This is a genomic window from Klebsiella electrica (assembly GCF_006711645.1).
In the GTDB taxonomy this organism is placed as follows: domain Bacteria; phylum Pseudomonadota; class Gammaproteobacteria; order Enterobacterales; family Enterobacteriaceae; genus Klebsiella; species Klebsiella electrica.
Window position 1 is genome coordinate 5,104,597 of record NZ_CP041247.1, and the last position, 25,469, is coordinate 5,130,065.

At 54.1% G+C, this 25,469-nt stretch carries 18 protein-coding genes, 4 tRNA genes, 3 rRNA genes and 1 riboswitch; of the genes, 7 read left to right on the plus strand and 18 right to left on the minus strand.

Annotation, left to right across the window (positions count from 1 at the left end):
• Positions 1 to 57: 57 nt before the first annotated feature.
• Positions 58 to 2,079, minus strand: coding sequence for a DNA helicase Rep (gene rep, locus Electrica_RS24405; protein ID WP_142255788.1), 2,022 nt, complete (start codon positions 2,077 to 2,079; stop codon positions 58 to 60).
• A 112-nt stretch (positions 2,080 to 2,191) separates the two neighbouring features.
• On the opposite strand from rep, the gene ppiC (Electrica_RS24410) reads away from it, so the two are divergent.
• Both ppiC (Electrica_RS24410) and ppiC (Electrica_RS24415) read left to right on the plus strand, forming a co-directional pair.
• Positions 2,192 to 2,473 (plus strand): peptidylprolyl isomerase PpiC, encoded by a 282-nt coding sequence (gene ppiC, locus Electrica_RS24410; RefSeq protein ID WP_100686173.1) that lies wholly within the window; start codon positions 2,192 to 2,194, stop codon positions 2,471 to 2,473.
• Positions 2,474 to 2,523: 50 nt separating this feature from the next.
• Complete coding sequence (gene ppiC / locus Electrica_RS24415) at positions 2,524 to 2,805, plus strand: peptidylprolyl isomerase PpiC (RefSeq protein WP_004869510.1); 282 nt, start codon at positions 2,524 to 2,526, stop codon at positions 2,803 to 2,805.
• A gap of 125 nt (positions 2,806 to 2,930) precedes the next feature.
• On the opposite strand, the gene ilvC is transcribed toward ppiC (Electrica_RS24415), so the two are convergent.
• Positions 2,931 to 4,406 carry a ketol-acid reductoisomerase gene (gene ilvC / locus Electrica_RS24420; protein ID WP_100686172.1) on the minus strand — a complete coding sequence of 492 codons (1,476 nt, stop codon included), beginning with the start codon at positions 4,404 to 4,406 and terminating at the stop codon, positions 2,931 to 2,933.
• Positions 4,407 to 4,556: 150 nt separating this feature from the next.
• On the opposite strand from ilvC, the gene ilvY reads away from it, so the two are divergent.
• On the plus strand, positions 4,557 to 5,447 hold the full coding sequence (gene ilvY / locus Electrica_RS24425; protein ID WP_004869503.1) for an HTH-type transcriptional activator IlvY: 891 nt from the start codon (positions 4,557 to 4,559) through the stop codon (positions 5,445 to 5,447).
• A gap of 82 nt (positions 5,448 to 5,529) precedes the next feature.
• Here ilvY and ilvA read toward each other — a convergent pair whose 3' ends face one another.
• The 6 genes from ilvA to ilvL all read right to left on the minus strand — a co-directional run bounded on the left by ilvA (position 5,530) and on the right by ilvL (position 12,090).
• The gene (gene ilvA, locus Electrica_RS24430) at positions 5,530 to 7,074 is read right to left on the minus strand and encodes a threonine ammonia-lyase, biosynthetic (protein ID WP_100686190.1); all 1,545 of its coding nucleotides are present in this window, start codon (positions 7,072 to 7,074) and stop codon (positions 5,530 to 5,532) included.
• 2 nt (positions 7,075 to 7,076) lie between these two features.
• Positions 7,077 to 8,927 carry a dihydroxy-acid dehydratase gene (gene ilvD, locus Electrica_RS24435; RefSeq protein ID WP_100686171.1) on the minus strand — a complete coding sequence of 617 codons (1,851 nt, stop codon included), beginning with the start codon at positions 8,925 to 8,927 and terminating at the stop codon, positions 7,077 to 7,079.
• 77 nt (positions 8,928 to 9,004) lie between these two features.
• The gene (gene ilvE, locus Electrica_RS24440) at positions 9,005 to 9,934 is read right to left on the minus strand and encodes a branched-chain-amino-acid transaminase (protein ID WP_100686170.1); all 930 of its coding nucleotides are present in this window, start codon (positions 9,932 to 9,934) and stop codon (positions 9,005 to 9,007) included.
• Positions 9,935 to 9,950: 16 nt separating this feature from the next.
• A complete protein-coding gene (gene ilvM, locus Electrica_RS24445; RefSeq protein ID WP_100686169.1) occupies positions 9,951 to 10,208 on the minus strand; it encodes an acetolactate synthase 2 small subunit in 258 nt (85 codons plus the stop codon).
• Positions 10,205 to 11,851 carry an acetolactate synthase 2 catalytic subunit gene (gene ilvG / locus Electrica_RS24450; RefSeq protein ID WP_100686168.1) on the minus strand — a complete coding sequence of 549 codons (1,647 nt, stop codon included), beginning with the start codon at positions 11,849 to 11,851 and terminating at the stop codon, positions 10,205 to 10,207. The genes ilvM and ilvG overlap by 4 nt, the downstream gene beginning before the upstream one ends.
• A gap of 140 nt (positions 11,852 to 11,991) precedes the next feature.
• A complete protein-coding gene (gene ilvL / locus Electrica_RS24455) occupies positions 11,992 to 12,090 on the minus strand; it encodes an ilv operon leader peptide (protein WP_071996002.1) in 99 nt (32 codons plus the stop codon).
• A gap of 148 nt (positions 12,091 to 12,238) precedes the next feature.
• On the opposite strand from ilvL, the gene Electrica_RS24460 reads away from it, so the two are divergent.
• Both Electrica_RS24460 and Electrica_RS24465 read left to right on the plus strand, forming a co-directional pair.
• Positions 12,239 to 12,433, plus strand: coding sequence for a hypothetical protein (locus tag Electrica_RS24460; RefSeq protein WP_131050020.1), 195 nt, complete (start codon positions 12,239 to 12,241; stop codon positions 12,431 to 12,433).
• A 21-nt stretch (positions 12,434 to 12,454) separates the two neighbouring features.
• On the plus strand, positions 12,455 to 13,975 hold the full coding sequence (locus tag Electrica_RS24465; protein ID WP_142255789.1) for a YifB family Mg chelatase-like AAA ATPase: 1,521 nt from the start codon (positions 12,455 to 12,457) through the stop codon (positions 13,973 to 13,975).
• A gap of 23 nt (positions 13,976 to 13,998) precedes the next feature.
• On the opposite strand, the gene Electrica_RS24470 is transcribed toward Electrica_RS24465, so the two are convergent.
• Positions 13,999 to 14,337, minus strand: a complete 339-nt coding sequence (locus Electrica_RS24470) for a DUF413 domain-containing protein (protein WP_100686166.1) — start codon at positions 14,335 to 14,337, stop codon at positions 13,999 to 14,001.
• A 118-nt stretch (positions 14,338 to 14,455) separates the two neighbouring features.
• Between Electrica_RS24470 and hdfR the strand changes: the two genes are divergently transcribed.
• The gene (gene hdfR, locus Electrica_RS24475; protein ID WP_100686165.1) at positions 14,456 to 15,277 is read left to right on the plus strand and encodes an HTH-type transcriptional regulator HdfR; all 822 of its coding nucleotides are present in this window, start codon (positions 14,456 to 14,458) and stop codon (positions 15,275 to 15,277) included.
• A 92-nt stretch (positions 15,278 to 15,369) separates the two neighbouring features.
• On the opposite strand, the gene Electrica_RS24480 is transcribed toward hdfR, so the two are convergent.
• The 9 genes from Electrica_RS24480 to btuB all read right to left on the minus strand — a co-directional run bounded on the left by Electrica_RS24480 (position 15,370) and on the right by btuB (position 23,997).
• Positions 15,370 to 15,445: transfer RNA gene (locus tag Electrica_RS24480), tRNA-Trp, on the minus strand.
• A 55-nt stretch (positions 15,446 to 15,500) separates the two neighbouring features.
• Positions 15,501 to 15,577 (minus strand) — tRNA-Asp (locus Electrica_RS24485).
• Between the two features lie 98 nt (positions 15,578 to 15,675).
• Positions 15,676 to 15,791: ribosomal RNA gene (gene rrf, locus Electrica_RS24490) — 5S ribosomal RNA — on the minus strand.
• Positions 15,792 to 15,991: 200 nt separating this feature from the next.
• Positions 15,992 to 18,898 (minus strand): 23S ribosomal RNA (locus Electrica_RS24495).
• A 179-nt stretch (positions 18,899 to 19,077) separates the two neighbouring features.
• Positions 19,078 to 19,153: transfer RNA gene (locus tag Electrica_RS24500), tRNA-Ala, on the minus strand.
• 109 nt (positions 19,154 to 19,262) lie between these two features.
• Positions 19,263 to 19,339: transfer RNA gene (locus Electrica_RS24505), tRNA-Ile, on the minus strand.
• A gap of 70 nt (positions 19,340 to 19,409) precedes the next feature.
• A 16S ribosomal RNA gene (locus Electrica_RS24510) occupies positions 19,410 to 20,949 on the minus strand.
• The 16S, 23S and 5S rRNA genes sit together here with 4 tRNA genes alongside, the layout of an rRNA operon.
• 383 nt (positions 20,950 to 21,332) lie before the next feature.
• Positions 21,333 to 22,184 (minus strand): glutamate racemase, encoded by an 852-nt coding sequence (gene murI, locus Electrica_RS24515; RefSeq protein WP_142255790.1) that lies wholly within the window; start codon positions 22,182 to 22,184, stop codon positions 21,333 to 21,335.
• Positions 22,129 to 23,997: a TonB-dependent vitamin B12 receptor BtuB gene (gene btuB / locus Electrica_RS24520; protein ID WP_131050450.1), complete on the minus strand. Its 1,869-nt coding sequence runs from the start codon at positions 23,995 to 23,997 to the stop codon at positions 22,129 to 22,131. Before btuB ends, murI begins: the two co-directional genes overlap by 56 nt.
• Before the next feature lie 67 nt (positions 23,998 to 24,064).
• Positions 24,065 to 24,244, minus strand: a riboswitch (cobalamin riboswitch).
• A gap of 115 nt (positions 24,245 to 24,359) precedes the next feature.
• Here btuB and trmA point away from each other — a divergent pair.
• Positions 24,360 to 25,460, plus strand: coding sequence for a tRNA (uridine(54)-C5)-methyltransferase TrmA (trmA, locus tag Electrica_RS24525; RefSeq protein ID WP_100685397.1), 1,101 nt, complete (start codon positions 24,360 to 24,362; stop codon positions 25,458 to 25,460).
• Positions 25,461 to 25,469: the final 9 nt, after the last annotated feature.

A 25,469-nucleotide genomic window follows, 5' to 3' on the forward strand; every position in this document is an offset into this window, starting at 1 on the left:
CCGCCTGATATTCCGTAAAATCGCCCCGGTGCGCGCCACCGGGGATACGCACTCGAACTATTTCCCTTTCGCTTTTGCCAGCATCGCCCGAATATTGGCGACATTGGCCTGCCCTTTATGCATCCGCTCTTCCGGTGAGATAACTTTGCGTTCCTGCTCCCAGATCAGATCATCCTGCGGCAGTTCCAGCAGAAAACGGCTGGGCTCCGGGCGCACCAGCTCTCCGTACTGACGGCGCTCTTTACACAGCGTGAAGGTCAGCTCTTTCTGCGCGCGGGTAATTCCGACGTACGCCAGGCGGCGCTCTTCATCCACATTGTCTTCATCGAGGCTACTCTGGTGCGGCAGCAGCCCCTCTTCCATGCCCACCAGGTAGACGTAAGGAAACTCCAGCCCCTTCGAGGCATGCAGGGTCATCAACTGCACCTGATCCGACTCTTCATCGGACTCGCCGCGCTCCATCATATCGCGCAGGGTAAAACGGGTGACCACCTGGGTCAGGGTCATCGGCTCGTCTATGTCGCTGCCTTCCAACATCTCCGTCATCCAGCTGAACAGCTGATTGACGTTTTTCATGCGCATTTCTGCGGCCTTCGGGCTTGGGGAGGTCTCATACAGCCAGGATTCATAATCCACCCCACGAATCAGATCGCGTACTGCGGCGACCGGTTCGCGCTCCGCCAGGCGCTGAATTTCACCCAGCCATTGTGTAAAGCCGGTAAGCGCATCATAGCCGCGACCGGTTAGCGTCTGGTTGAGACCCATATCAAAGCTGGCGGTGAACAAACTCTTGTTCCGGGTCATCGCCCACTCGCCGAGTTTTTGCAAGGTAGCCGGGCCGATTTCGCGCTTTGGCGTATTGACGATACGCAGGAAAGCGCTGTCATCATCCGGGTTGGTCAGCACGCGCAGATAGGCCAACAGGTCTTTAATCTCGGGCCGCGAGAAGAACGACGTGCCGCCAGAAATTTTGTACGGGATGCGGTTTTGCATCAGCATCTTTTCAAAGACCCGCGACTGATGGTTGCCGCGATAGAGAATGGCGTAATCTTTATATTGCGTCTTATTGATAAAGTGGTGGGCGATCAGTTCCCCGGTCACTCGTTCCGCTTCATGCTCTTCGTGGTTCGCTGAAAGCACTTTAAGTTCTACGCCATACCCTAACTCGGAAAACAGACGTTTTTCGAAGACGTGCGGGTTGTTGGCGATCAGAATGTTAGCGGCTTTCAGTATGCGCCCGGAAGAACGGTAGTTCTGTTCCAGCTTGATCACCTGCAGCGCCGGGAAATCCTGGCTCAGCAGCACCAGATTCTGCGGCCGTGCCCCGCGCCAGGAGTAGATCGACTGGTCATCATCGCCGACGACGGTAAAGCGCGCGCGCTGCCCCACCAGCAGCTTCACCATCTCATACTGACTGGTGTTGGTATCCTGGTATTCATCCACCAGCAGATAGCGAATCTTATTCTGCCAACGTTCACGTACCTCTGCGTTGCGCTGCAACAACAGGGTCGGCAACAGGATAAGATCGTCAAAATCCAGCACGTTGCAGGCTTTCATATGGGCATCATAAAGCCCGTAGCAGTGGGCAAAGATCCGATCCCGTTCACCCTTTGCGCCCGCCGCGGCCTGCGCCGGGGTTTGCAGATCGTTTTTCCAGTTGGAGATCGTCGAAATCAGCTGCTGCAACACGACCTTATCGTCGTCGATCAGCCCTTCGGTCAGCTCTTTGAGCAGCGCAAGCTGGTCGGTATCATCGAACAGAGAAAAATTAGATTTCATCCCCAGCGCGGCGTATTCACGCTTAATAATATCCAGTCCCAGGGTATGGAAGGTGGAAATCATCAGGCCCCGCGCCTCTTTACGCCCCAGCGTTTGCCCGACACGTTCTTTCATTTCACGTGCCGCTTTGTTGGTAAAGGTCACCGCCGCAATATGGCGCGCCTGATAGCCGCAGCCGCGGATCAGGTGCGCGATTTTATTGGTGATAACGCGGGTCTTACCGGAACCGGCGCCCGCCAGCACCAGGCACGGTCCGGTTACAAATTCGACGGCTTGTTGTTGGCCAGGGTTTAAACGCATGGGAGTTTTGCTCAATCTTCGAACGGGGTGGGGATTGTAGCAGAAAGCCGGGGGGAGATTTACCGGCTAATGGTAAAGTGTTGGCAACACCGATAATCCAGAGAGCAAAACAATGACAAAGTCAGCCGCCGCCCTGCATATCCTGGTAAAAGAAGAAAAACTGGCCCAGGAGATCCTCGCCAAACTGGAGCGAGGTATCAGCTTCGATCATCTGGCGAAGCGTTATTCACGCTGCCCCTCCGGGCGTAACGGCGGGGATTTAGGCGAGTTCAAACAGGGGACGATGGTCGGACCGTTTGATAACGCGGTCTTCACCTGCCCGCTGCTGAAACCCTACGGGCCGGTAAAAACGAAGTTCGGCTACCACATCATTAAGGTGCTGTATCGCCGCTAGCGCATGCTAATATTGCATCCTGATTTATCGCAACCTATCAAGGCACGATCATGGCTAAAACAGCGGCAGCAATGCACATTCTGGTAAAAGAAGAGAAACTGGCACTCGACCTGCTGGAGCAGATTAAAAACGGCGCCGACTTCGAGAAACTGGCGAAGAAGCACTCCACCTGTCCGTCAGGTAAAAAGGGCGGTCATTTAGGCGAATTCAAACAGGGCCAGATGGTTCCGGCATTTGATAAGGTCGTCTTCTCCTGCCCTGAGCTGGAGCCGACTGGCCCGCTGCACACGCAGTTCGGTTACCACATCATCAAAGTCCTGTACCGCAAATAAAAAGGTTCATCGCGCTTAAGCGTGAACCAATAAAAAGCCGGGTGGCGGCTACGCCTTACCCGGCCTACATCTTGCAGTTTTGTATTTTGTAGGTCGGGTAAGCGGAGCGCCACCCGACAATCGGGTTAACCCGCTACGGCAATACGTTTCATATCGGTCATATAACCGCGCAGTTTCTTACCAACCTGCTCGATAGCGTGGCTGCGAACGGCTTCGTTCACGTCACGCAGCTGAGCGTTGTCTACCGCGCCTTCGGCAATCGCTGTACCCAGGTCGCCGGTCTGCAGCGTGGTCATGAACTCTTTCAGCAGCGGTACGCAAGCGTAAGAGAACAGGTAGTTACCGTATTCTGCGGTATCGGAGATAACCACGTTCATTTCGTACAGACGCTTACGCGCGATGGTGTTCGCGATCAGCGGCAGTTCGTGCAGTGATTCGTAGTAAGCGGACTCTTCGATGATGCCGGAATCCACCATGGTTTCAAACGCCAGCTCAACGCCCGCTTTCACCATCGCGATCATCAGAACGCCTTTATCGAAGTACTCCTGCTCGCCGATTTTACCTTCAAACTGCGGAGCGGTTTCGAACGCGGTTTTACCGGTTTCTTCACGCCAGGTCAGCAGTTTCTTATCGTCGTTGGCCCAGTCAGCCATCATACCGGAGGAGAATTCACCGGAGATGATGTCGTCCATATGTTTCTGGAACAGCGGCGCCATGATCTCTTTCAGCTGTTCGGACAGCGCGTAAGCACGCAGTTTCGCCGGGTTGGACAGACGGTCCATCATCAGGGTGATACCGCCCTGTTTCAGCGCTTCGGTAATGGTTTCCCAGCCGAACTGAATCAGTTTTTCGGCGTAAGCCGGATCGGTACCTTCAGCCACCAGCTTGTCAAAGCACAGCAGAGAACCAGCCTGCAGCATACCGCACAGGATAGTCTGCTCGCCCATCAGGTCAGATTTCACTTCCGCAACAAAAGAGGACTCCAGAACACCCGCACGGTGACCGCCGGTTGCCGCGGCCCAGGCTTTAGCAATCGCCATGCCTTCGCCTTTCGGATCGTTTTCCGGGTGAACCGCGATCAGCGTCGGTACGCCGAAACCACGTTTGTACTCTTCACGGACTTCGGTACCCGGGCACTTCGGCGCCACCATCACCACGGTGATGTCTTTACGAATCTGCTCGCCTACTTCGACGATGTTGAAGCCGTGGGAATAGCCCAGCGCCGCGCCGTCTTTCATCAGCGGCTGAACGGAACGCACAACGTCGGAGTGCTGTTTGTCCGGCGTCAGGTTAACCACCAGGTCAGCCTGCGGGATCAGCTCTTCATAGGTCCCGACTTTGAAGCCGTTTTCGGTCGCTTTACGCCAGGATGCGCGCTTTTCAGCAATCGCTTCTTTACGCAGCGCATAGGAGATATCCAGGCCGGAATCACGCATGTTCAGACCCTGGTTCAGGCCCTGCGCGCCACAGCCGACAATGACCACTTTTTTACCCTGAAGGTAGCTCGCGCCATCGGCGAATTCATCGCGGCCCATAAAGCGACATTTACCCAGCTGCGCCAACTGCTGGCGCAGATTCAGTGTATTAAAGTAGTTAGCCATGGTGATACCTCGTGATGTTGTACTGTCTTATTGTTCGGTTCGCTTTTGCGAGAATGAACTTACTATATGACAGGAAATTTATTGCGGAAATTGATATATTCACAACGTCATGTTGCAATTTATGCAACATAAAATCGTGGAGTACGGCCTGTGGATTTACGCGATCTGAAAACCTTCCTGCATCTGGCTGAAAGCCGCCATTTTGGCCGCAGCGCGCGGGCGATGCACGTCAGCCCTTCCACCCTTTCACGCCAGATCCAACGCCTGGAAGAAGATCTCGGGCAGCCGCTGTTTGTTCGCGATAATCGCACCGTCACCCTGACCGAGGCTGGCGAAGAGCTACGCCTGTTCGCGCAGCAGACGCTGCTACAGTACCAGCAGCTTCGTCATGCCATCGATCAGCAAGGTCCTTCGCTTTCCGGCGAGCTGCATATCTTCTGCTCGGTGACGGCAGCCTACAGCCACCTGCCGCCAATTCTCGATCGCTTCCGCGCTGCCCACCCTTCGGTGGAGATCAAGCTTTCCACCGGCGATGCCGCCGATGCGATGGAGAAGGTCGTCACCGGCGAGGCCGATCTGGCGATTGCCGGCAAGCCGGAAACGCTACCGGGCTCCGTGGCGTTTTCGATGCTGGAAAACCTGGCGGTGGTGCTGATCGCCCCGGCATTAGCCTGTCCGGTGCGCACCCAGGTGAGCCAGGAGAAGCCCGACTGGTCAACCGTACCGTTTATCATGGCCGATCAAGGGCCGGTGCGTCGCCGTATCGAACTGTGGTTTCGCCGCCATAAAATCAGCAATCCCTCGATTTACGCCACCGTCGGCGGCCATGAAGCGATGGTGTCGATGGTCGCGCTCGGCTGCGGCGTGGCCTTAATTCCGGAAGTGGTACTGGAGAACAGTCCGGAACCGGTACGCAATCGCGTAATGATTCTGGAGCGCAGCGATGAGAAAACGCCGTTTGAGCTGGGCGTGTGCGCACAAAAAAAGCGGCTGTATGAGCCGCTTATTGATGCTTTCTGGTCTATTTTGCCGAACCACTGATATTTTTGCCGGGTGGCGGCGCAAACGCCTTACCCGGCCTGTGATCTGATGGCAGGTCGGGTAAGTGCAGCGCCATCAGGCGTTAACCCGCGAGAAAGAACCTGAACGCCGGGTTGTTGGTTTCATCGTGGCAGTCGTAACCCAGCTCATGGAGTCGGGTTTCGAAATCCGGCTCATGATCGCCAAGTTCGAACGCCGCCAGCACGCGACCATAATCGGTTCCGTGGCTACGGTAGTGGAACAGCGAGATGTTCCAGTGGGTGCCTAACGTATGCAGGAACTTGAGCAGCGCTCCCGGCGATTCGGGAAATTCGAAGCTGAACAGGCGCTCCTGCAGCGGTTTTGACGGCCGCCCGCCGACCATATAGCGCACATGAAGTTTCGCCATTTCGTCATCGGAAAGATCGACAACGCTATAGCCGCCTTCGTGCAGCAGGCTCAGAATCTCTTTACGTTCTTCCACACCGCGGCTCAGACGAACCCCGACAAAAATACAGGCATCTTTGGCATCAGCAAAACGGTAGTTGAACTCGGTCACTGAACGGCCGCCCAGCAGCTGACAGAACTTCAGGAAGCTGCCTTTCTCCTCCGGAATGGTCACCGCCAGCAGCGCTTCACGTTGCTCTCCCAGCTCGCAGCGTTCGGAAACGTAGCGCAGACCGTGGAAATTGACGTTAGCACCGGACAGGATATGCGCCAGACGTTCGCCACGGATGTTATGCTGCGCGATATACTTTTTCATTCCTGCCAGCGCCAGCGCGCCAGACGGTTCAGCCACGGCGCGAACATCTTCGAACAGGTCTTTCATCGCCGCGCAAATCGCATCGCTGTCGACGGTGATAATATCGTCAAGATACTCCTTGCAGAGGCGGAAGGTCTCGTCACCGATACGTTTCACCGCCACGCCTTCGGCAAACAGCCCGACACGGGGCAGATCGACCGGGTGCCCGGCGTCCAGCGCCGCTTTCAGACAGGCGGAGTCCTCCGCTTCCACCGCAATCACTTTGATCTGCGGCATCAGCTGCTTGATCAGCACCGCTACACCTGCGGCGAGCCCACCGCCACCCACCGGGACAAACACGCGATCCAGGTGCGCATCCTGCTGTAGCAGCTCCAGCGCCAGGGTGCCTTGCCCGGCAATCACCATCGGGTGATCAAACGGCGGGACCCAGGTGAAGTTCTGCTGTTGCGCCAGCTCGATGGCTTTCGCTTTCGCTTCATCGAAATTAGCGCCGTGCAGCAGTACCTCGCCGCCAAAGTTACGCACGGCATCCACTTTGATATCCGCCGTGGCAACCGGCATCACGATCAGCGCCTTCACGCCAAGACGCGATGCCGAGAACGCCACTCCCTGGGCGTGGTTGCCCGCAGAAGCGGTAATCACCCCCTGCGCTTTTTGCTCTTCTGTCAGGCCTGCCATCATTGCGTAGGCCCCGCGCAGCTTGAAGCTATGAACCGGCTGGCGATCTTCGCGCTTCACCAGAATCACGTTATCAAGACGCGACGAGATTTTTTCCATTTTTTGCAACGGCGTAATCTGCGCCGCTTCATAGACCGGCGCGCGTAGCACCGCCCTGAGATATTCCGCCCCTTCGGGGGCGGCAGACAGGGGTTGCGATTCAGCCATCATTAACCCCCCAGTTTCGATTTATCGCGCACCGCGCCTTTATCGGCGCTGGTTGCCAGGCTGGCATACGCACGGAGTGCAAAGGAAACCTGACGTTCACGCGCTTTCGGCGTCCAGGCGCGATCGCCGCGGGCCTCTTGTGCTTCGCGACGCGCGGCGATTTCGGCATCGCTCAGCTGCAGATGAATACCCCGGTTCGGAATATCAATGGCAATCATATCGCCGTCTTCAATGATCGCAATATTGCCGCCGCTGGCCGCTTCCGGTGAGACGTGACCAATCGACAGGCCCGAGGTGCCGCCGGAGAAACGGCCGTCTGTTATCAGCGCACAGGCTTTACCCAGGCCCATCGACTTCAGGAAGCTGGTCGGATAAAGCATTTCCTGCATCCCCGGCCCGCCTTTCGGCCCCTCATAGCGAATCACCACCACGTCGCCTGCAACGATTTTACCGCCGAGGATAGCCTCAACCGCATCGTCCTGGCTTTCGTAAACTTTCGCCGGGCCGGTGAATTTCAGAATACTGTCATCCACCCCTGCGGTTTTAACGATACAACCGTTTTCCGCAAAGTTGCCGTACAGAACCGCCAGGCCGCCGTCTTTGCTGTAAGCATGCTCCAGCGAACGGATACACCCTTCGGCACGATCGTCATCCAGCGTATCCCAGCGGCAGTCTTGCGAGAAAGCCTGGGTCGTCCGGATACCCGCCGGGCCAGCGCGGAACATTTTTTTCACCGCGTCATCTTTGGTCAGCATGACATCATATTGCTCAAGCGTTTGCGGCAGCGTCAGGCCGAGAATGTTTTTCACATCGCGGTTCAGCAGCCCGGCGCGATCGAGCTCGCCAAGAATCCCCAGCACGCCGCCCGCACGGTGCACATCTTCCATATGGTACTTCTGCGTGCTCGGCGCCACCTTACACAGCTGCGGAACCTTGCGGGACAGCTTATCGATATCACTCATAGTGAAGTCGATTTCCGCTTCCTGCGCAGCGGCTAACAGGTGCAGAACGGTATTCGTCGAACCGCCCATGGCGATATCCAGGGTCATGGCGTTTTCAAACGCCGCTTTGCTGGCGATGTTGCGCGGCAACGCTGACGCATCATCCTGCTCGTAATAGCGTTTAGTCAGCTCAACGATGCGTTTCCCTGCGTTAAGGAACAGCTCCTTACGGTCGGCGTGAGTCGCCAGCAGAGAGCCGTTACCCGGCTGGGACAGACCCAGCGCTTCGGTCAGGCAGTTCATTGAGTTAGCGGTAAACATCCCCGAACAGGAACCGCAGGTCGGACAGGCGGAACGCTCGACCCGATCGCTCTGTTCGTCGGAGACTTTTGGATCCGCCCCCTGAATCATCGCATCGACGAGGTCGAGTTTGATGATTTTGTCAGAAAGCTTGGTTTTCCCGGCTTCCATTGGGCCACCGGAAACAAAAATCACCGGAATATTCAGGCGTAAGGACGCCATCAGCATCCCCGGGGTGATTTTGTCGCAGTTGGAAATGCAGACCATGGCATCGGCGCAGTGCGCGTTAACCATGTACTCAACCGAGTCGGCGATCAGTTCACGGGATGGCAGTGAATAAAGCATACCCCCATGCCCCATAGCGATCCCATCATCCACCGCGATGGTGTTGAATTCTTTGGCAACGCCGCCTGAGGCTTCAATCTGCTCAGCAACCAGCTTACCCAGATCGCGCAGATGTACGTGACCCGGCACGAACTGGGTGAAGGAGTTAACAACGGCGATAATCGGCTTACCGAAATCGGCATCGGTCATCCCGGTTGCGCGCCACAGCGCGCGGGCACCCGCCATATTACGGCCATGAGTGGTGGTGGCGGAACGGTACTTAGGCATGCTTTAGTTACTCCCAGTCTCTGTGACATGGGGCGCTGCGTGCCGCCCCATTTTTTTATGCTTATGCTTGAATATATTTACGGGTTAACCTGATCCAACCAGCCCCATTTATCTTCGGTTTCACCGGTGAAGAGGCCAAAGAAAGCTTGCTGAATACGTTTGGTGACCGGGCCGCAGCGACCTTCGCCAACCTGAATACCGTCAACGCTGCGCACCGGGGTGATTTCCGCAGCAGTACCAGACATAAAGACTTCATCCGCCAGATACAGAGATTCGCGGGACAGCACCTGCTCGCGGACTTCAATATCCAGATCTTTTGCCAGTTTAATGATCGCGTCGCGGGTAATGCCCGGCAGCGCAGAAGAGGTAAATGGCGGAGTGAACAACACGCCATCTTTCACTTCAAACAGGTTCTCACCCGCGCCCTCGGAGATATAGCCGTTGACGTCCAGCGCGATCCCTTCCTGATAACCATGGCGGCGCGCTTCGCTGCCAACCAGCAGGGAAGAGAGGTAGTTACCACCGGCTTTTGCGGCGGTCGGGATGGTGTTGGGCGCGGCACGGTTCCAGGAAGAAACCATCGCATCGATCCCCTGATCCAGCGCTTCAGCGCCAAGATAAGCTCCCCACGGGAACGCCGCGATGATCACGTCAGTACTGTATCCCGCAGGCGGGTTAACGCCCATGCCGACGTCGCCAACAAAGATCAGTGGACGAATATAAGCGCTGGTCAGGTTATTTTTGCGGATAACTTCGCGGCAGGCTTCCATCAGCTCATCAATGCTTTGAGAGACCGGAAAACGATAGATTTTGGCTGAGTCATGCAGACGCTGCATATGTTCGCGATGACGGAACACCACGGGTCCTTTATGCGAGTCGTAGCAACGGATGCCTTCAAACACGGAAGTGCCGTAGTGAAGCGCGTGAGACATCACGTGAACCTTCGCCTCTCCCCACGGAACCATCTCACCGTTGAACCAAATGTAATCAGCTTTTTTCGTCGTCATTTTTCTTCCCTTGCGCTTATGCGCGGATTTGTTGTGATGTTGGTTGCTGGATCTCGACGCAGGCGACGTCGACCAGCTTACTTAATTGACTAAACAGTAATTCGACGGGCCGCTGACTGGCAACGGTCAATTCAATATTTATGTTGCCGGCATCTGCCGTGGTTTCCATATTCATCGAACAAACCTGAAAGCCGCGGTGGCGTACCACGCGCAGCACGCGTTCTAAGGTTTCCGGGTTGAAGCGAGCCTGTAAAGCGACCTGATGTTGCATCATGATAATTTCTCCAGCATTTCTGCATTACTGGCACCGGGCGGTACCAACGGCCAGACGTTCTCAAGTTCATCGATTGAGACATGAAGCAGGTATGGCCCCTGGCTCGAAAGCATGGTGTCGAGAGCCGCTTCAACCTGGTCTTTACGGGTGATGTGCTGACCAGGAATGCCAAAAGCGCTGGCCAGCGTGACAAAATCGGGGTTATCGGTGAGGGTGGTTTCGCTATAGCGCTCCTCGAAAAACAGCTGCTGCCACTGACGCACCATGCCCAAACGCTGGTTATCCAGTAACAGGATCTTCAACGGCAGCTGTTTACGTTTCACCGTACCCAGCTCCTGCACGTTCATCATGAACGAGCCATCGCCGGAGACACAGATAACGGTATCGTTCGGACGGGCAACCTGAGCGCCAACCGCAGCAGGCAGGCCAAAACCCATCGTGCCCAAACCGCTGGAGGTAATAAAATTCTCAGGGCGTGTATAGGTCATATGCTGCGCTGACCACATTTGATGTTGACCCACGTCGGTTGTGACAACGCTATCGACCGGCTTACGGTCGGAGAGCTGTTTGAGCAGCAGCGGCGCGTAAATGCCCTCACCCGGATGGTCATAGCGCCATGCGTGCTCGTCACGCAGCGCCTGATTATGCTGGCGCCAGGCGTCGATAGTCAGCGGTTTCTGCAGCGCTGGCAGCAACGTATTCAGATCGCCCACCAGGGCGACATGCGCCTGACGCAGCTTGTTCAGCTCCGCCGGATCGATATCCAGATGGATAACCCTGGCGTGCGGAGCAAAGGTGTTCAGTTTCCCGGTGACACGGTCATCGAAGCGTGCGCCGACGGCGATCAGCAGGTCACATTCCTGTACCGCCAGATTGGCCGCTTTGGTGCCGTGCATTCCCAGCATTCCCAGATAGTACGGATAGCCCGCATCAACAGCCCCCAGCCCCTTCAGCGTGCAGGTAGCCGGCATTTGTGTCACGGCGATAAATTCGCGTAAAGCAGGAACCGCCTGCGCCATACCCACACCACCGCCGACGTACAGCATCGGTTTTTGCGCGGTGGCTAACATCTGCAGCGCCTGCTCAACTTCTGCGTGAGGGAAGGCAATATCGTTATCAACCGTTGAGAAATACGGTTCAAGTTCGCCCTTCGCCAGCTGGATATCTTTTGGGATATCAACCAGAACCGGGCCTGGGCGGCCAGAGTTTGCGACCTGGAAAGCTTCAGCGATCACTTGCGGCAGTTCTTCCAGCGACTGCACGAGGAAACTATGTTTCGTACAAGCCAGAGACAAACCAAGGACGTCCACTTCCTGGAAAGCATCGGTACCGATAAACGGCGCCGCGACCTGACCGGTGATGGCGACAACCGGGATAGAGTCCAGTAACGCGTCAGCCAGGCCGGTGATCAGGTTCGTCGCGCCTGGACCTGATGTGGCGATACACACGCCGGTTTTGCCGGTGGCACGAGCATAGCCGATGGCGGCCATCGCCGCCCCTTGCTCGTGGCGGCACAACAGGTGTTCCACGCCGCCGTCATACAATGCATCGTAAACCGGCATAATCGCGCCACCAGGATAGCCAAAAACCGTGTCGACCCCCTGTGTCCGCAAAGCATGTACTACCCACTGCGCCCCATTCATAGTTAGTTCCCCGTCATAGTTCGGGAGAAACAGAATTTTATGCTACTCGTCATTCTCTGCTCCTCGCTTATCATTTTTAAGTTATAAAAAAACCCCCGGACCTTTCGGTGCGGGGGTCTTAGTTCGTTAAGGCTTGATTTCTAAGCCTTTTCTCGTCCAAGTGCAGCCCCGCACGGTGGGATAATAATCACCACCACGCTAATCACGACCAGGCTAATCACTCGTAGAAGGGCTGTCATTTTCTGTACTTTCTGGCTTCTTGTTCGAAGGAATGCCTAAAGAGTTACCACAGATATGACAATAAACACAAGATTTTTTTATACATTACTTACTGATCGCGCTAACAATTTTTTGTAAAACATTTGTTTTTAATAGAAAAAATATAAAATGAAAAAAATTCAATTTATCGATCTTTTTTATGGCGATGCGGCAGTTTCCCCAATACCCTATTTCACTATGTTGACCGCCTGCGATGCCGATTCCACCATGAGTGAAATGTCACGCTATCCGGCGATATTCGCTGGAACATGCCGCGCAGAATATATTTTTTACTGCTTACTGACCATTATTCAACCGACATAATGCCCGTACTCAGGAGGCATTATGTCACTCGCGATTATTTACACACGGGCTGCTTTCGGTATCAGTGCCCCGCTTATTACGATCGAAATTCATATCAGCGACGGGCTTCCCGGGTTAACCATGGTAGGGCTTCCTGAAACCACGGTAAGAGAGGCTCGCGACCGGGTACGCAGCGCAATAATTAACAGCGGCTATACGTTCCCGGCCAAAAAGATCACCATCAATCTGGCTCCTGCCGATTTGCCAAAAGAAGGCGGGCGATATGATCTCCCCATCGCTCTCGCGCTTCTGGTCGCCTCAGAGCAGCTAGATGCGTCCAGGTTGAATCAATATGAGTTTATCGGCGAGCTCGCGCTCACAGGGGCGCTACGTGGCGTTCCTGGCGCTATCTCCAGCGCAATGGAGGCGATAAAAGCCGGACGACAAATTATCGTCGCCGAGGATAACGCCGCGGAAGTGGGGCTCATTGAGGGCCATGAGTGCCTTGTCGCCAGGCATCTTCAGGAAGTGTGTGCTTTTCTCGAGGGACGCCATGCGCTCACCCCTTCCCTGCCGGAGGAAGAACATCCTGATGACCCTCTACCTGACCTGAGCGATGTTATTGGCCAGCAGCAAGGAAAACGTGCGTTGGAAATCGTTGCCGCAGGGGGTCACAACCTGCTGTTGATTGGCCCTCCCGGTACAGGAAAAACCATGCTTGCCAGCCGACTGCCAGGTCTTCTGCCGCCATTAAGCAATCAGGAGGCGCTCGAAAGCGCCGCCATCCTTAGTCTGTTGAATCGCCATCATGCCACTAAACAGTGGCGCAGGAGGCCGTTTCGCAGCCCACATCACAGCGCGTCTCTCGCAGCCATGGTTGGAGGCGGTTCAATCCCGATCCCCGGAGAGATCTCGCTGGCACACAACGGGGTGCTATTTCTGGATGAACTACCGGAGTTTGAACGTCGGGTGTTGGATGCTTTGCGGGAGCCGATAGAGTCCGGGAAAATACATATTTCACGAACGCGTGCGAAAATTGACTACCCGGCACATTTTCAGCTTATCGCGGCCATGAATCCCAGCCCAACCGGGCATTACCAGGGTCATCATAATCGTGCATCACCGGAACAAACCTTACGCTATCTGGGGCGCCTGTCCGGGCCGTTTCTCGACCGGTTCGATCTCTCGCTGGAAATTCCGCTCCCGCCTCCAGGCGTGCTCAGCCAGGCCGTCGCTGGCGTGGAAAATAGCGCCAGCGTGAGGAAGCGGGTTCTCGCCGCCCGAGACAAACAACTGGCCCGGCAGGAGAAACTCAATGCCGACCTGGAGAGTAATGAAATGAAAATCTGGTGTCCGCTCAGTAAAGAGGATGCTATCTGGCTGGAACAGGTGCTATCGCAGCTGGGGCTTTCTATCCGCGCCTGGCAGCGTCTGCTGAAAGTCGCCCGGACCATCGCCGACATAGGAGGTGAATCCCGTATTGAGCGCCGCCACCTGCAGGAGGCCCTTGGCTATCGAGCGATAGACAGAATGCTGAACCATCTGCAAAAACTCATGGCGTAAAAAAAGGGCTTACGCCCTTTTTCTTAATCATCGCTTTCGGTGTAATCTTCAGCGCCTTCAACCTGCGGTTTCCCCCCGGACAGCGTATGAAAACGCTTAGGCCGCTTAATACGCGCCATATACTTAAGCCAGACGCGTTCCATTTCCGTGGCTGGCTCACGTTCACCACGACATACCGAAACAAATTGTTTTTCATCTTCGGTGACAGGTTCGCGTTTACCCAGTTCCAGTTCGTTCAGGGCATAACCATGCTGTTCCAGCAGTTGTGCCTCTTTGATGGTGAAATCACCATGACGGGAAAACCCGCGCGGATAATGTTTATTATCGAAAAAACGATTAGTCGTCATAAAGCTTTCCGCCATCCTACACGCTCCTGATTCTTTGGCCGAGCTATTTATGGCGCGGAGTATTAGTTACGCTTGACAGAGTGTAAAACAAAAGATTTAAATCATTACGACAAATAATTTTGCGGAGAAGAGTGTGGATACGGAATTGCTCAAAACTTTCCTTGAGGTGAGCAGAACTCGCCACTTTGGACGAGCAGCAGAGGCGCTTTATCTGACGCAGTCGGCCGTCAGCTTTCGTATTCGTCAGTTGGAAAACCAGCTCGGCGTTAACCTTTTTACCCGCCATCGCAATAACATCCGCCTGACGTCAGCCGGCGATAAACTCCTGCCGTATGCCGAAACCCTGATGAACACCTGGCAGGCGGCACGAAAAGAGGTTGCAAACGCTTCCCGGCATAATGAATTCTCAATTGGCGGCAGCGCATCTTTGTGGGAATGCATGCTTAACGGATGGCTGGGGAAGCTCTACAAAGAGCCCTGTAACCTGCAGTTTGAAGCGCGGATTGCGCAGCGACAATCGCTTGTTAAACAGTTACATGAACGACAGCTTGATCTACTGATCACAACAGAATCGCCGAAAATGGACGAATTAAGCAGCCAGTTACTCGGTAATTTTACCCTGGCACTCTACTGCGCCTCGCCATTTAAGACGAAGAATGAATTGAATTATTTGCGCCTGGAATGGGGCCCGGACTTCCAACAAAATGAAGTCGGACTGATTGGCGGTGATGATGTTCCGCTGCTGACAACCAGTTCTGCTGAACTGGCCTGTCAGCAACTCGCCGCGCTAAATGGCTGCACATGGCTGCCGACACGCTGGGCGAAGGATAAAAGCGGCCTGCATACGGTGACGGACAGTACAACGCTATCTCGGCCCCTGTACGCTATCTGGCTACAAAACAGCGATAAACAGGTACAGATCCGCGAAATACTGAAGACAAACATACTGGAATAATGCACGCCTCCGGGGACGGAGGATGCCGGGAAATTCTGGAGATGGAAAATAACGGACAAAAAAAATCCTTTGCCTGGGCAAAGGATTATATATGGCAGGGGCGGAGAGACTCGAACTCGCGACACCCGGTTTTGGAGACCGGTGCTCTACCAACTGAGCTACGCCCCTAAATTTCCTACTATTAAGCCCGCTAATTGACTTAGCAGGCTTAACTTTTAATAAGTGGCGGAACGGACGGGACTCGAACCCGCGACCCCCTGCGTGACAGGCAGGTATTCTAACCGACTGAACTACCGCTCCACCGAATTCTGTTTTACTGCTACCGCTTGTCACCCCGGTTGACTACTTTAACTGTCGAACCACTCACAACATCGCTGTGATTGCGTTCTTAATTTGATGCCTGGCAGTTCCCTACTCTCACATGGGGAGACCCCACACTACCATCGGCGCTACGGCGTTTCACTTCTGAGTTCGGCATGGGGTCAGGTGGGACCACCGCGCTAGTGCCGCCAGGCAAATTCTTGGTGCTCAAAACGAATCTTTTACTCTGATGCTGCGTTGCCTTCGCTCGTAAACTCAGTCACATACTCCTGTATGCTCCTTCCTTTACTTCGCTTGCCGCCTTGCCTCAGCGCAAAATCTTTCGTTTTCGCTAATCTGTAATCTAAGCTGAAAATCAATCTCGTCTCTTCGCCAAAACAGCTTCGGCGTTGTAAGGTTAAGCCTCACGGTTCATTAGTATCGGTTAGCTCAACGTATCGCTACGCTTACACACCCGACCTATCAACGTCGTCGTCTTCAACGTTCCTTCAGGACTCTCAAGGAGTCAGGGAGAACTCATCTCGGGGCAAGTTTCGTGCTTAGATGCTTTCAGCACTTATCTCTTCCGCATTTAGCTACCGGGCAATGCCATTGGCATGACAACCCGAACACCAGTGATGCGTCCACTCCGGTCCTCTCGTACTAGGAGCAGCCCCCCTCAATTCTCCAGCGCCCACGGCAGATAGGGACCGAACTGTCTCACGACGTTCTAAACCCAGCTCGCGTACCACTTTAAATGGCGAACAGCCATACCCTTGGGACCTACTTCAGCCCCAGGATGTGATGAGCCGACATCGAGGTGCCAAACACCGCCGTCGATATGAACTCTTGGGCGGTATCAGCCTGTTATCCCCGGAGTACCTTTTATCCGTTGAGCGATGGCCCTTCCATTCAGAACCACCGGATCACTATGACCTGCTTTCGCACCTGCTCGCGCCGTCACGCTCGCAGTCAAGCTAGCTTATGCCATTGCACTAACCTCCTGATGTCCGACCAGGATTAGCTAACCTTCGTGCTCCTCCGTTACTCTTTGGGAGGAGACCGCCCCAGTCAAACTACCCACCAGACACTGTCCGCAACCCGGATGACGGGTCTACGTTAGAACACCAGCCATTAAAGGGTGGTATTTCAAGGTCGGCTCCATGCAGACTGGCGTCCACACTTCAAAGCCTCCCACCTATCCTACACATCAAGGACCAGTGTTCAGTGTCAAGCTATAGTAAAGGTTCACGGGGTCTTTCCGTCTTGCCGCGGGTACACTGCATCTTCACAGCGAGTTCAATTTCACTGAGTCTCGGGTGGAGACAGCCTGGCCATCATTACGCCATTCGTGCAGGTCGGAACTTACCCGACAAGGAATTTCGCTACCTTAGGACCGTTATAGTTACGGCCGCCGTTTACCGGGGCTTCGATCAAGAGCTTCTCCTTACGGATAACCCCATCAATTAACCTTCCGGCACCGGGCAGGCGTCACACCGTATACGTCCACTTTCGTGTTTGCACAGTGCTGTGTTTTTAATAAACAGTTGCAGCCAGCTGGTATCTTCGACTGAGTTCAGCTCCACGAGCAAGTCGCTTCACCTACCATCAGCGTGCCTTCTCCCGAAGTTACGGCACCATTTTGCCTAGTTCCTTCACCCGAGTTCTCTCAAGCGCCTTGGTATTCTCTACCTGACCACCTGTGTCGGTTTGGGGTACGATTTGATGTTACCTGATGCTTAGAGGCTTTTCCTGGAAGCAGGGCATTTGTCACTTCAGCACCGTAGTGCCTCGTCATCACACCTCAGCGTTAATAAGGTACCGGATTTACCTGGAACCTCCGCCTACATGCTTAAACCGGGACAACCGTCGCCCGGCCAACATAGCCTTCTCCGTCCCCCCTTCGCAGTAACACCGAGTACAGGAATATTAACCTGTTTCCCATCGACTACGCCTTTCGGCCTCGCCTTAGGGGTCGACTCACCCTGCCCCGATTAACGTTGGACAGGAACCCTTGGTCTTCCGGCGAGCGGGCTTTTCACCCGCTTTATCGTTACTTATGTCAGCATTCGCACTTCTGATACCTCCAGCAACCCTCACAGGCCACCTTCAACGGCTTACAGAACGCTCCCCTACCCAACAACGCATACGCGTCGCTGCCGCAGCTTCGGTGCATGGTTTAGCCCCGTTACATCTTCCGCGCAGGCCGACTCGACCAGTGAGCTATTACGCTTTCTTTAAATGATGGCTGCTTCTAAGCCAACATCCTGGCTGTCTGTGCCTTCCCACATCGTTTCCCACTTAACCATGACTTTGGGACCTTAGCTGGCGGTCTGGGTTGTTTCCCTCTTCACGACGGACGTTAGCACCCGCCGTGTGTCTCCCGTGATAACATTCTTCGGTATTCGTAGTTTGCATCGGATTGGTAAGTCGGGATGACCCCCTAGCCGAAACAGTGCTCTACCCCCGAAGATGAATTCACGAGGCGCTACCTAAATAGCTTTCGGGGAGAACCAGCTATCTCCCGGTTTGATTGGCCTTTCACCCCCAGCCACAAGTCATCCGCTAATTTTTCAACATTAGTCGGTTCGGTCCTCCAGTTAGTGTTACCCAACCTTCAACCTGCCCATGGCTAGATCACCGGGTTTCGGGTCTATACCCTGCAACTTAACGCCCAGTTAAGACTCGGTTTCCCTGCGGCTCCCCTATGCGGTTAACCTTGCTACAGAATATAAGTCGCTGACCCATTATACAAAAGGTACGCAGTCACCCCATAAAGAGGCTCCCACTGCTTGTACGTACACGGTTTCAGGTTCTTTTTCACTCCCCTCGCCGGGGTTCTTTTCGCCTTTCCCTCACGGTACTGGTTCACTATCGGTCAGTCAGGAGTATTTAGCCTTGGAGGATGGTCCCCCCATATTCAGACAGGATACCACGTGTCCCGCCCTACTCTTCGAACTCACAGCCTGTGCATTTTAGTGTACGGGAGTATCACCCTGTACCCTGCGACTTTCCAGACGCTTCCACTAACACACAAACTGATTCAGGTTCTGGGCTGCTCCCCGTTCGCTCGCCGCTACTGGGGGAATCTCGGTTGATTTCTTTTCCTCGGGGTACTTAGATGTTTCAGTTCCCCCGGTTCGCTTCGTTAAGCTATGTATTCACTTAACGATAGTGCAACGAATTGCACTGGGTTTCCCCATTCGGAAATCGCCGGTTATAACGGTTCATATCACCTTACCGACGCTTATCGCAGATTAGCACGTCCTTCATCGCCTCTGACTGCCAGGGCATCCACCGTGTACGCTTAGTCGCTTAACCTCACAACCCGAAACTGTTTCGTAAAACAGCTCGTGTTGCGAAAATTTGAGAGACTCGGACACACATAACATGTGTGTCGTTTCAATTTTCAGCTTGATCCAGATTTTTAAAGAGCAAAACTTCGCAGCATACCTTTTCAGGTACACTCTGAAGTTTTCTTGTTGTGCAGCAGTAAAGGATGGTGGAGCTATGCGGGATCGAACCGCAGACCTCCTGCGTGCAAGGCAGGCGCTCTCCCAGCTGAGCTATAACCCCATCGTAAAATGCTAATCTCTCTATCCTAATTCGTTTCCGGGCAAGGCGCGGTGGTGCGAAGCATACTGAAGTATGCGAGCATCGCCGTAACACAGCACGGAGGCGAATTTGGTAGGCCTGAGTGGACTTGAACCACCGACCTCACCCTTATCAGGGGTGCGCTCTAACCACCTGAGCTACAAGCCTGCAGAGATTTTTACTGCTACTTTTTCATCAGACAATCTGTGTGAGCACTACAAAGGCAGGTTCTTTCAGGTAAGGAGGTGATCCAACCGCAGGTTCCCCTACGGTTACCTTGTTACGACTTCACCCCAGTCATGAATCACAAAGTGGTAAGCGCCCTCCCGAAGGTTAAGCTACCTACTTCTTTTGCAACCCACTCCCATGGTGTGACGGGCGGTGTGTACAAGGCCCGGGAACGTATTCACCGTAGCATTCTGATCTACGATTACTAGCGATTCCGACTTCATGGAGTCGAGTTGCAGACTCCAATCCGGACTACGACATACTTTATGAGGTCCGCTTGCTCTCGCGAGGTCGCTTCTCTTTGTATATGCCATTGTAGCACGTGTGTAGCCCTACTCGTAAGGGCCATGATGACTTGACGTCATCCCCACCTTCCTCCAGTTTATCACTGGCAGTCTCCTTTGAGTTCCCGGCCGGACCGCTGGCAACAAAGGATAAGGGTTGCGCTCGTTGCGGGACTTAACCCAACATTTCACAACACGAGCTGACGACAGCCATGCAGCACCTGTCTCAGAGTTCCCGAAGGCACCAAAGCATCTCTGCTAAGTTCTCTGGATGTCAAGAGTAGGTAAGGTTCTTCGCGTTGCATCGAATTAAACCACATGCTCCACCGCTTGTGCGGGCCCCCGTCAATTCATTTGAGTTTTAACCTTGCGGCCGTACTCCCCAGGCGGTCGACTTAACGCGTTAGCTCCGGAAGCCACTCCTCAAGGGAACAACCTCCAAGTCGACATCGTTTACAGCGTGGACTACCAGGGTATCTAATCCTGTTTGCTCCCCACGCTTTCGCACCTGAGCGTCAGTCTTTGTCCAGGGGGCCGCCTTCGCCACCGGTATTCCTCCAGATCTCTACGCATTTCACCGCTACACCTGGAATTCTACCCCCCTCTACAAGACTCAAGCCTGCCAGTTTCAAATGCAGTTCCCAGGTTGAGCCCGGGGATTTCACATCTGACTTAACAGACCGCCTGCGTGCGCTTTACGCCCAGTAATTCCGATTAACGCTTGCACCCTCCGTATTACCGCGGCTGCTGGCACGGAGTTAGCCGGTGCTTCTTCTGCGAGTAACGTCAATCGCTAAGGTTATTAACCTTAACGCCTTCCTCCTCGCTGAAAGTACTTTACAACCCGAAGGCCTTCTTCATACACGCGGCATGGCTGCATCAGGCTTGCGCCCATTGTGCAATATTCCCCACTGCTGCCTCCCGTAGGAGTCTGGACCGTGTCTCAGTTCCAGTGTGGCTGGTCATCCTCTCAGACCAGCTAGGGATCGTCGCCTAGGTGAGCCGTTACCCCACCTACTAGCTAATCCCATCTGGGCACATCTGATGGCATGAGGCCCGAAGGTCCCCCACTTTGGTCTTGCGACGTTATGCGGTATTAGCTACCGTTTCCAGTAGTTATCCCCCTCCATCAGGCAGTTTCCCAGACATTACTCACCCGTCCGCCACTCGTCACCCGAGAGCAAGCTCTCTGTGCTACCGTTCGACTTGCATGTGTTAGGCCTGCCGCCAGCGTTCAATCTGAGCCATGATCAAACTCTTCAATTTAAGTTTGATGCTCATGAATTAAACTTCGTAATGAATTACGTATGTTCACTCACTGAGACTTGGTATTCATTTTTCGTCCGAGGACGTTAAGAATCCATGTCACTTTGAGTGCCCACACAGATTGTCTGATAAATTGTTAAAGAGCAGTTGCGACGGCGCTTAGCGCTCTGTCGCGAGGTCCCGTATAATACGTTTTCCTCATTCAGAGTCAAGCATTTATTTTTGCTTTTCTCTGGCAGGATTTCCGCAGAAACCCTGCTGACCCGGCGGCCTGTAAGCCGTTGTTCCGTGTCAGTGGAGGCGCATTATAGGGAGTTCTGAGACGTTGACAAGCCCTGTTTTAAAAAAACTTTTCAACCGTCTCTTTTTTGTGCAAAATGCGATTAAAGTGGCAGTTTTTCCAGCGTCGCAAAACCATAACGTCGTAAAACGGGCAAAAGTTGTTCAGTTTCGGCCGTCAACGCCATGCAATAAGCAATATTCGGGTCACTGGATTTCGCATCTGGTGCCTCATGTTCCAGCAACCAGACGGTACGACGAGCAATCGCAGCGCCTGAATCGATCATCCGTGTCCCTTCCGGCAGCACCTGTTGCAGTTCTTCCTGTAAGAGAGGGAAATGCGTGCAGCCCAGCACCACCGTATCCGGCGACTCCGCCATTCGCAACCACGGGCGCAGAATACGCCGTAACTCTTCCAGCGGGACCGCTTCGCCGTGCAGCTTCGCTTCCGCCAGTTCAACGAGTTCAGCGGAACCCAGCATTTCTATCTTACATTCATTCGCAAAGCGGCTTATCAACTCGCGCGTGTAGGGACGTTTGACCGTTCCACGCGTCGCCAGCAGACCAACGACACCATTCGCCGTCAAACGCGCCGCAGGTTTAATCGCCGGGACGACGCCCACAACAGGAAAGGCGAATTTTTCACGAAGGGCGGGAAGAGAGACCGTGCTGGCGGTGTTGCAGGCGATGACGGCCAGCGCCAGCGGATAACGTTGTTGAACGGCAGTGATAATTTCGAGCACGCGTTCAACGATAAATTCTTCACTCTTCTCCCCGTAAGGAAAAGCAACGTTATCGAAAGCGTAGATGTAATGCAGATTCGGCAGAAGCTGCCGAATCTCATGATAAACCGACAACCCACCGACGCCGGAGTCAAACACCAGCACGGTGGGACGTGGATCAGAAGGTGTAGCTGCCAGACAAGTAGTATTCTCGTCCTGCAGTTTGGTAGCCATAAGCTGTCTCGTAATCTTTATCGAACAGGTTGGCTATTTTACCACGAACTGTCAGGTGATCGGTGATCGGATACGCGGCAGAAACATCAACAGTGCTGTAGCTTGGCAAAATGCGCTGCGTATTGTTGTACTGAGACGTGTTGTTATCGTAGCGCTTGCCGTAATACTGCCACGATACATCCATATCGACGTTGAACATCGTCCAGTCCAGCTGGTACTTCGCCTGGCGTTTAGAACGTCTGGCCAGGACTTCACCATTGTCGTCATTACGCGGATCGACATACTGCAGCGTGACGCGGTGGCTGAAAATGCCGGTGTCGATATTACCGGTCCACTCAACACCTTTAATGGTTGCGGCATTGATATTGTCATACTCACCTTTAAAGGTGACAGGATCCGAGTAATAGGTAATCAGATTACTGATCTTGTAGTGATACGCAGACAGGCGCCAGTCCAGCGGACCGGTGAGACCATCAAGCCCGGCTTCCCATTGTTGGGACTCTTCAGGTTTGAGGTTCGGGTTTGAACCGATACCAAAGCGGGTCGAACCAAACTGCTGTCCCAGCGAAGGGGCGAGGAAGCCCGTGCCATAACCGAGGGTCACGCGATAGTTTTCCACAAACTCCCAACCAGCGGTAGTCTGCCAGGTCCCGTGCCAGCCAAACTGCTCGTCATGGTCTTCACGGCCGGACGCTTCAAGCGTAACATCGCCAAACTGCTGCTGACCGGTCAGATACAGACCGGTGTTATCACGCTTGTAGGTATCCGATATGGCCGTATCCGACGAGGTCAGCCGCTGCTGTTGCCAGTCGACGCCGGCGCTCACCGAACCGTGGCCAACAATAACGTTATTGCCCCACTGCAGATTACGCTGGGTCATCCGATCGAGCGTCGTACCGTCATTGTAACGGCCATAGATGCTGCTGTAGTTGTAGTCTTTGACCTTCTGATAGCTGGCAATTAGTTGTGAAGAGTAGATCCCGGAGTTGAATGTCAGGCCCGTGTCCCAGCTCTGGTTATAGAGCTGCTCTTCATCTGCGCTGTAGGCTGGACTGTATGGCGGACTCCCCAGATCGTAATCGCTATTATTGGTATAGCTGCGTCCGCGGAAGAAACCGTTCAGGTTATCGTTAAATTTATGCTCAAGACCGCCCCAGAACGCTTTACTGCGGAAACCATCGCGATCCTGATCGTGAGACCATGTCGAATCAGGCTGAACGTTAAAGCCCTTATTGCCCTCATAGGAACCGGCGACCGTCGCCACCGTATCGCCGAAACGATGGCGTAGCGTACCGTCGTATTGTTGATAGCCTTCAGAACCAACGCCTGCAGTAACCTTCGATTCTTCTTTATCCGCATGGGTGATAACGTTAATTACGCCGCCCATCGCACCGGAACCGTAAATGGCCGAACGCGGACCGCGAATGTATTCCACACGCTGCACCAGCGAAAGCGGTATTTGGTTGAGGTCGGGGTTGTTAGTAATACCAGGGCGCGGCATGGGTACGCCATCAATCAGCACCAGAACCTGTTTGGCTTCAGTACCGCGGATAAATAAAGAAGAGTTCTGTCCCATCCCCCCATTCTGGGCAATATCCACCCCCGGCAGCCGACGCATAACGTCATTTAAATCCTTCGCCTGCCAGCGATCGATATCTTCCCGGGTTACCACATCGGTCGGTGCAAGAACCGTATTCACCGGCTGTTGAAAACGATTTGCTGTCACCACTAACGTGTCTGAATTGCTGTCTTGCGCCCAGCCAGAAAATGCCGTGACGGAGAGAGCCGTCATCAGCGAAGCTTTTTTAATCATTGTAAAAGCATCCGTAACATATAAAGGATGCCGCTGGTTTCATCAGTAGCACGCGATGATAGAAACCAAATGCGACGTATTCCGGCAGGTCTTCGGGCTTGGGGCGTGTTATGGATGAGGACTTCCCACCTGATATCGGCAGTGTCTGCACAATGCGTTCATCCCACCTTCCTTACCGCTGCGCGTCAGCCCCAGATTTACACTGGGTTCCCTTTTAACTCACAGGACCGGTTACACAATGCTATAATTAGAAACATATAGATGTCCAGACTTCTATAATTATATTTGATCTCTTCTCCGGGCTGGACATCCCCTGCGCTTTCCCTACAATCCCCGCGTACTTATTTTATTCAGGATGCATCATGACCCCAGAACACCTTCCGACCGAACAATATGAAGCGCAGCTGGCAGAAAAAGTCGTCCGTCTGCAAAAAATGATGGTGCCTTTTGCCGCGCCGGTTCCGGAGGTGTTTCGTTCGCCGGTGAGTCATTATCGTATGCGTGCTGAATTCCGCTTGTGGCATGACGGTGACGACCTGTACCACATCATGTTCGACCAGCAGACCAAATCCCGGATTCGCGTCGATAGCTTCCCGGCGGCAAGCGAACTCATCAATCAACTGATGATCGAGATTCTTGACGGCGTGCGCGATAACCCGGTTCTGCGTCACAAACTGTTCCAGGTCGATTATCTGACGACCATGAGCAATCAGGCCGTGGTATCGCTGCTGTACCACAAAAAACTCGACGACGAGTGGCGTCAGCAGGCCGGGCTCCTGCGCGATGCGCTGCGCGCGAAAAATCTCAACGTGCATCTGATTGGCCGGGCCACCAAAACCAAAATCGAGCTCGATCAAGATTACATCGATGAGCGTCTGCCGGTTGCCGGCCGCGAAATGATCTATCGCCAGGTAGAAAACAGCTTCACTCAGCCGAACGCCGCCATGAATATTCAGATGCTGGAGTGGGCGCTGGATGCCACCAAAGAGGCGACGGGGGATTTACTGGAACTGTACTGCGGCAATGGTAACTTCTCGCTGGCCCTGGCGCGCAACTTCGATCGCGTCCTGGCCACGGAAATCGCTAAACCGTCGGTCGCGGCAGCGCAGTACAACATTGCGGCTAACCATATTGAAAACGTGCAGATTATCCGTATGGCGGCGGAAGAGTTTACGCAGGCCATGAACGGCGTACGGGAGTTTAACCGTCTGCAGGGTATTGACCTGAAAAGCTATCAGTGCGAGACGATTTTTGTCGATCCGCCGCGCAGCGGGCTGGATAGCGAAACCGAGAAGATGGTGCAGGCGTACCCGCGTATTCTGTACATTTCCTGTAATCCGGAGACCCTGTGCCAGAATCTGGAAACCTTAAGCCAGACCCATGACGTCACGCGTCTGGCGCTGTTCGATCAGTTCCCGTACACCCATCATATGGAATGCGGCGTCCTGCTCACGAAAAAGTAAACGCAAAAC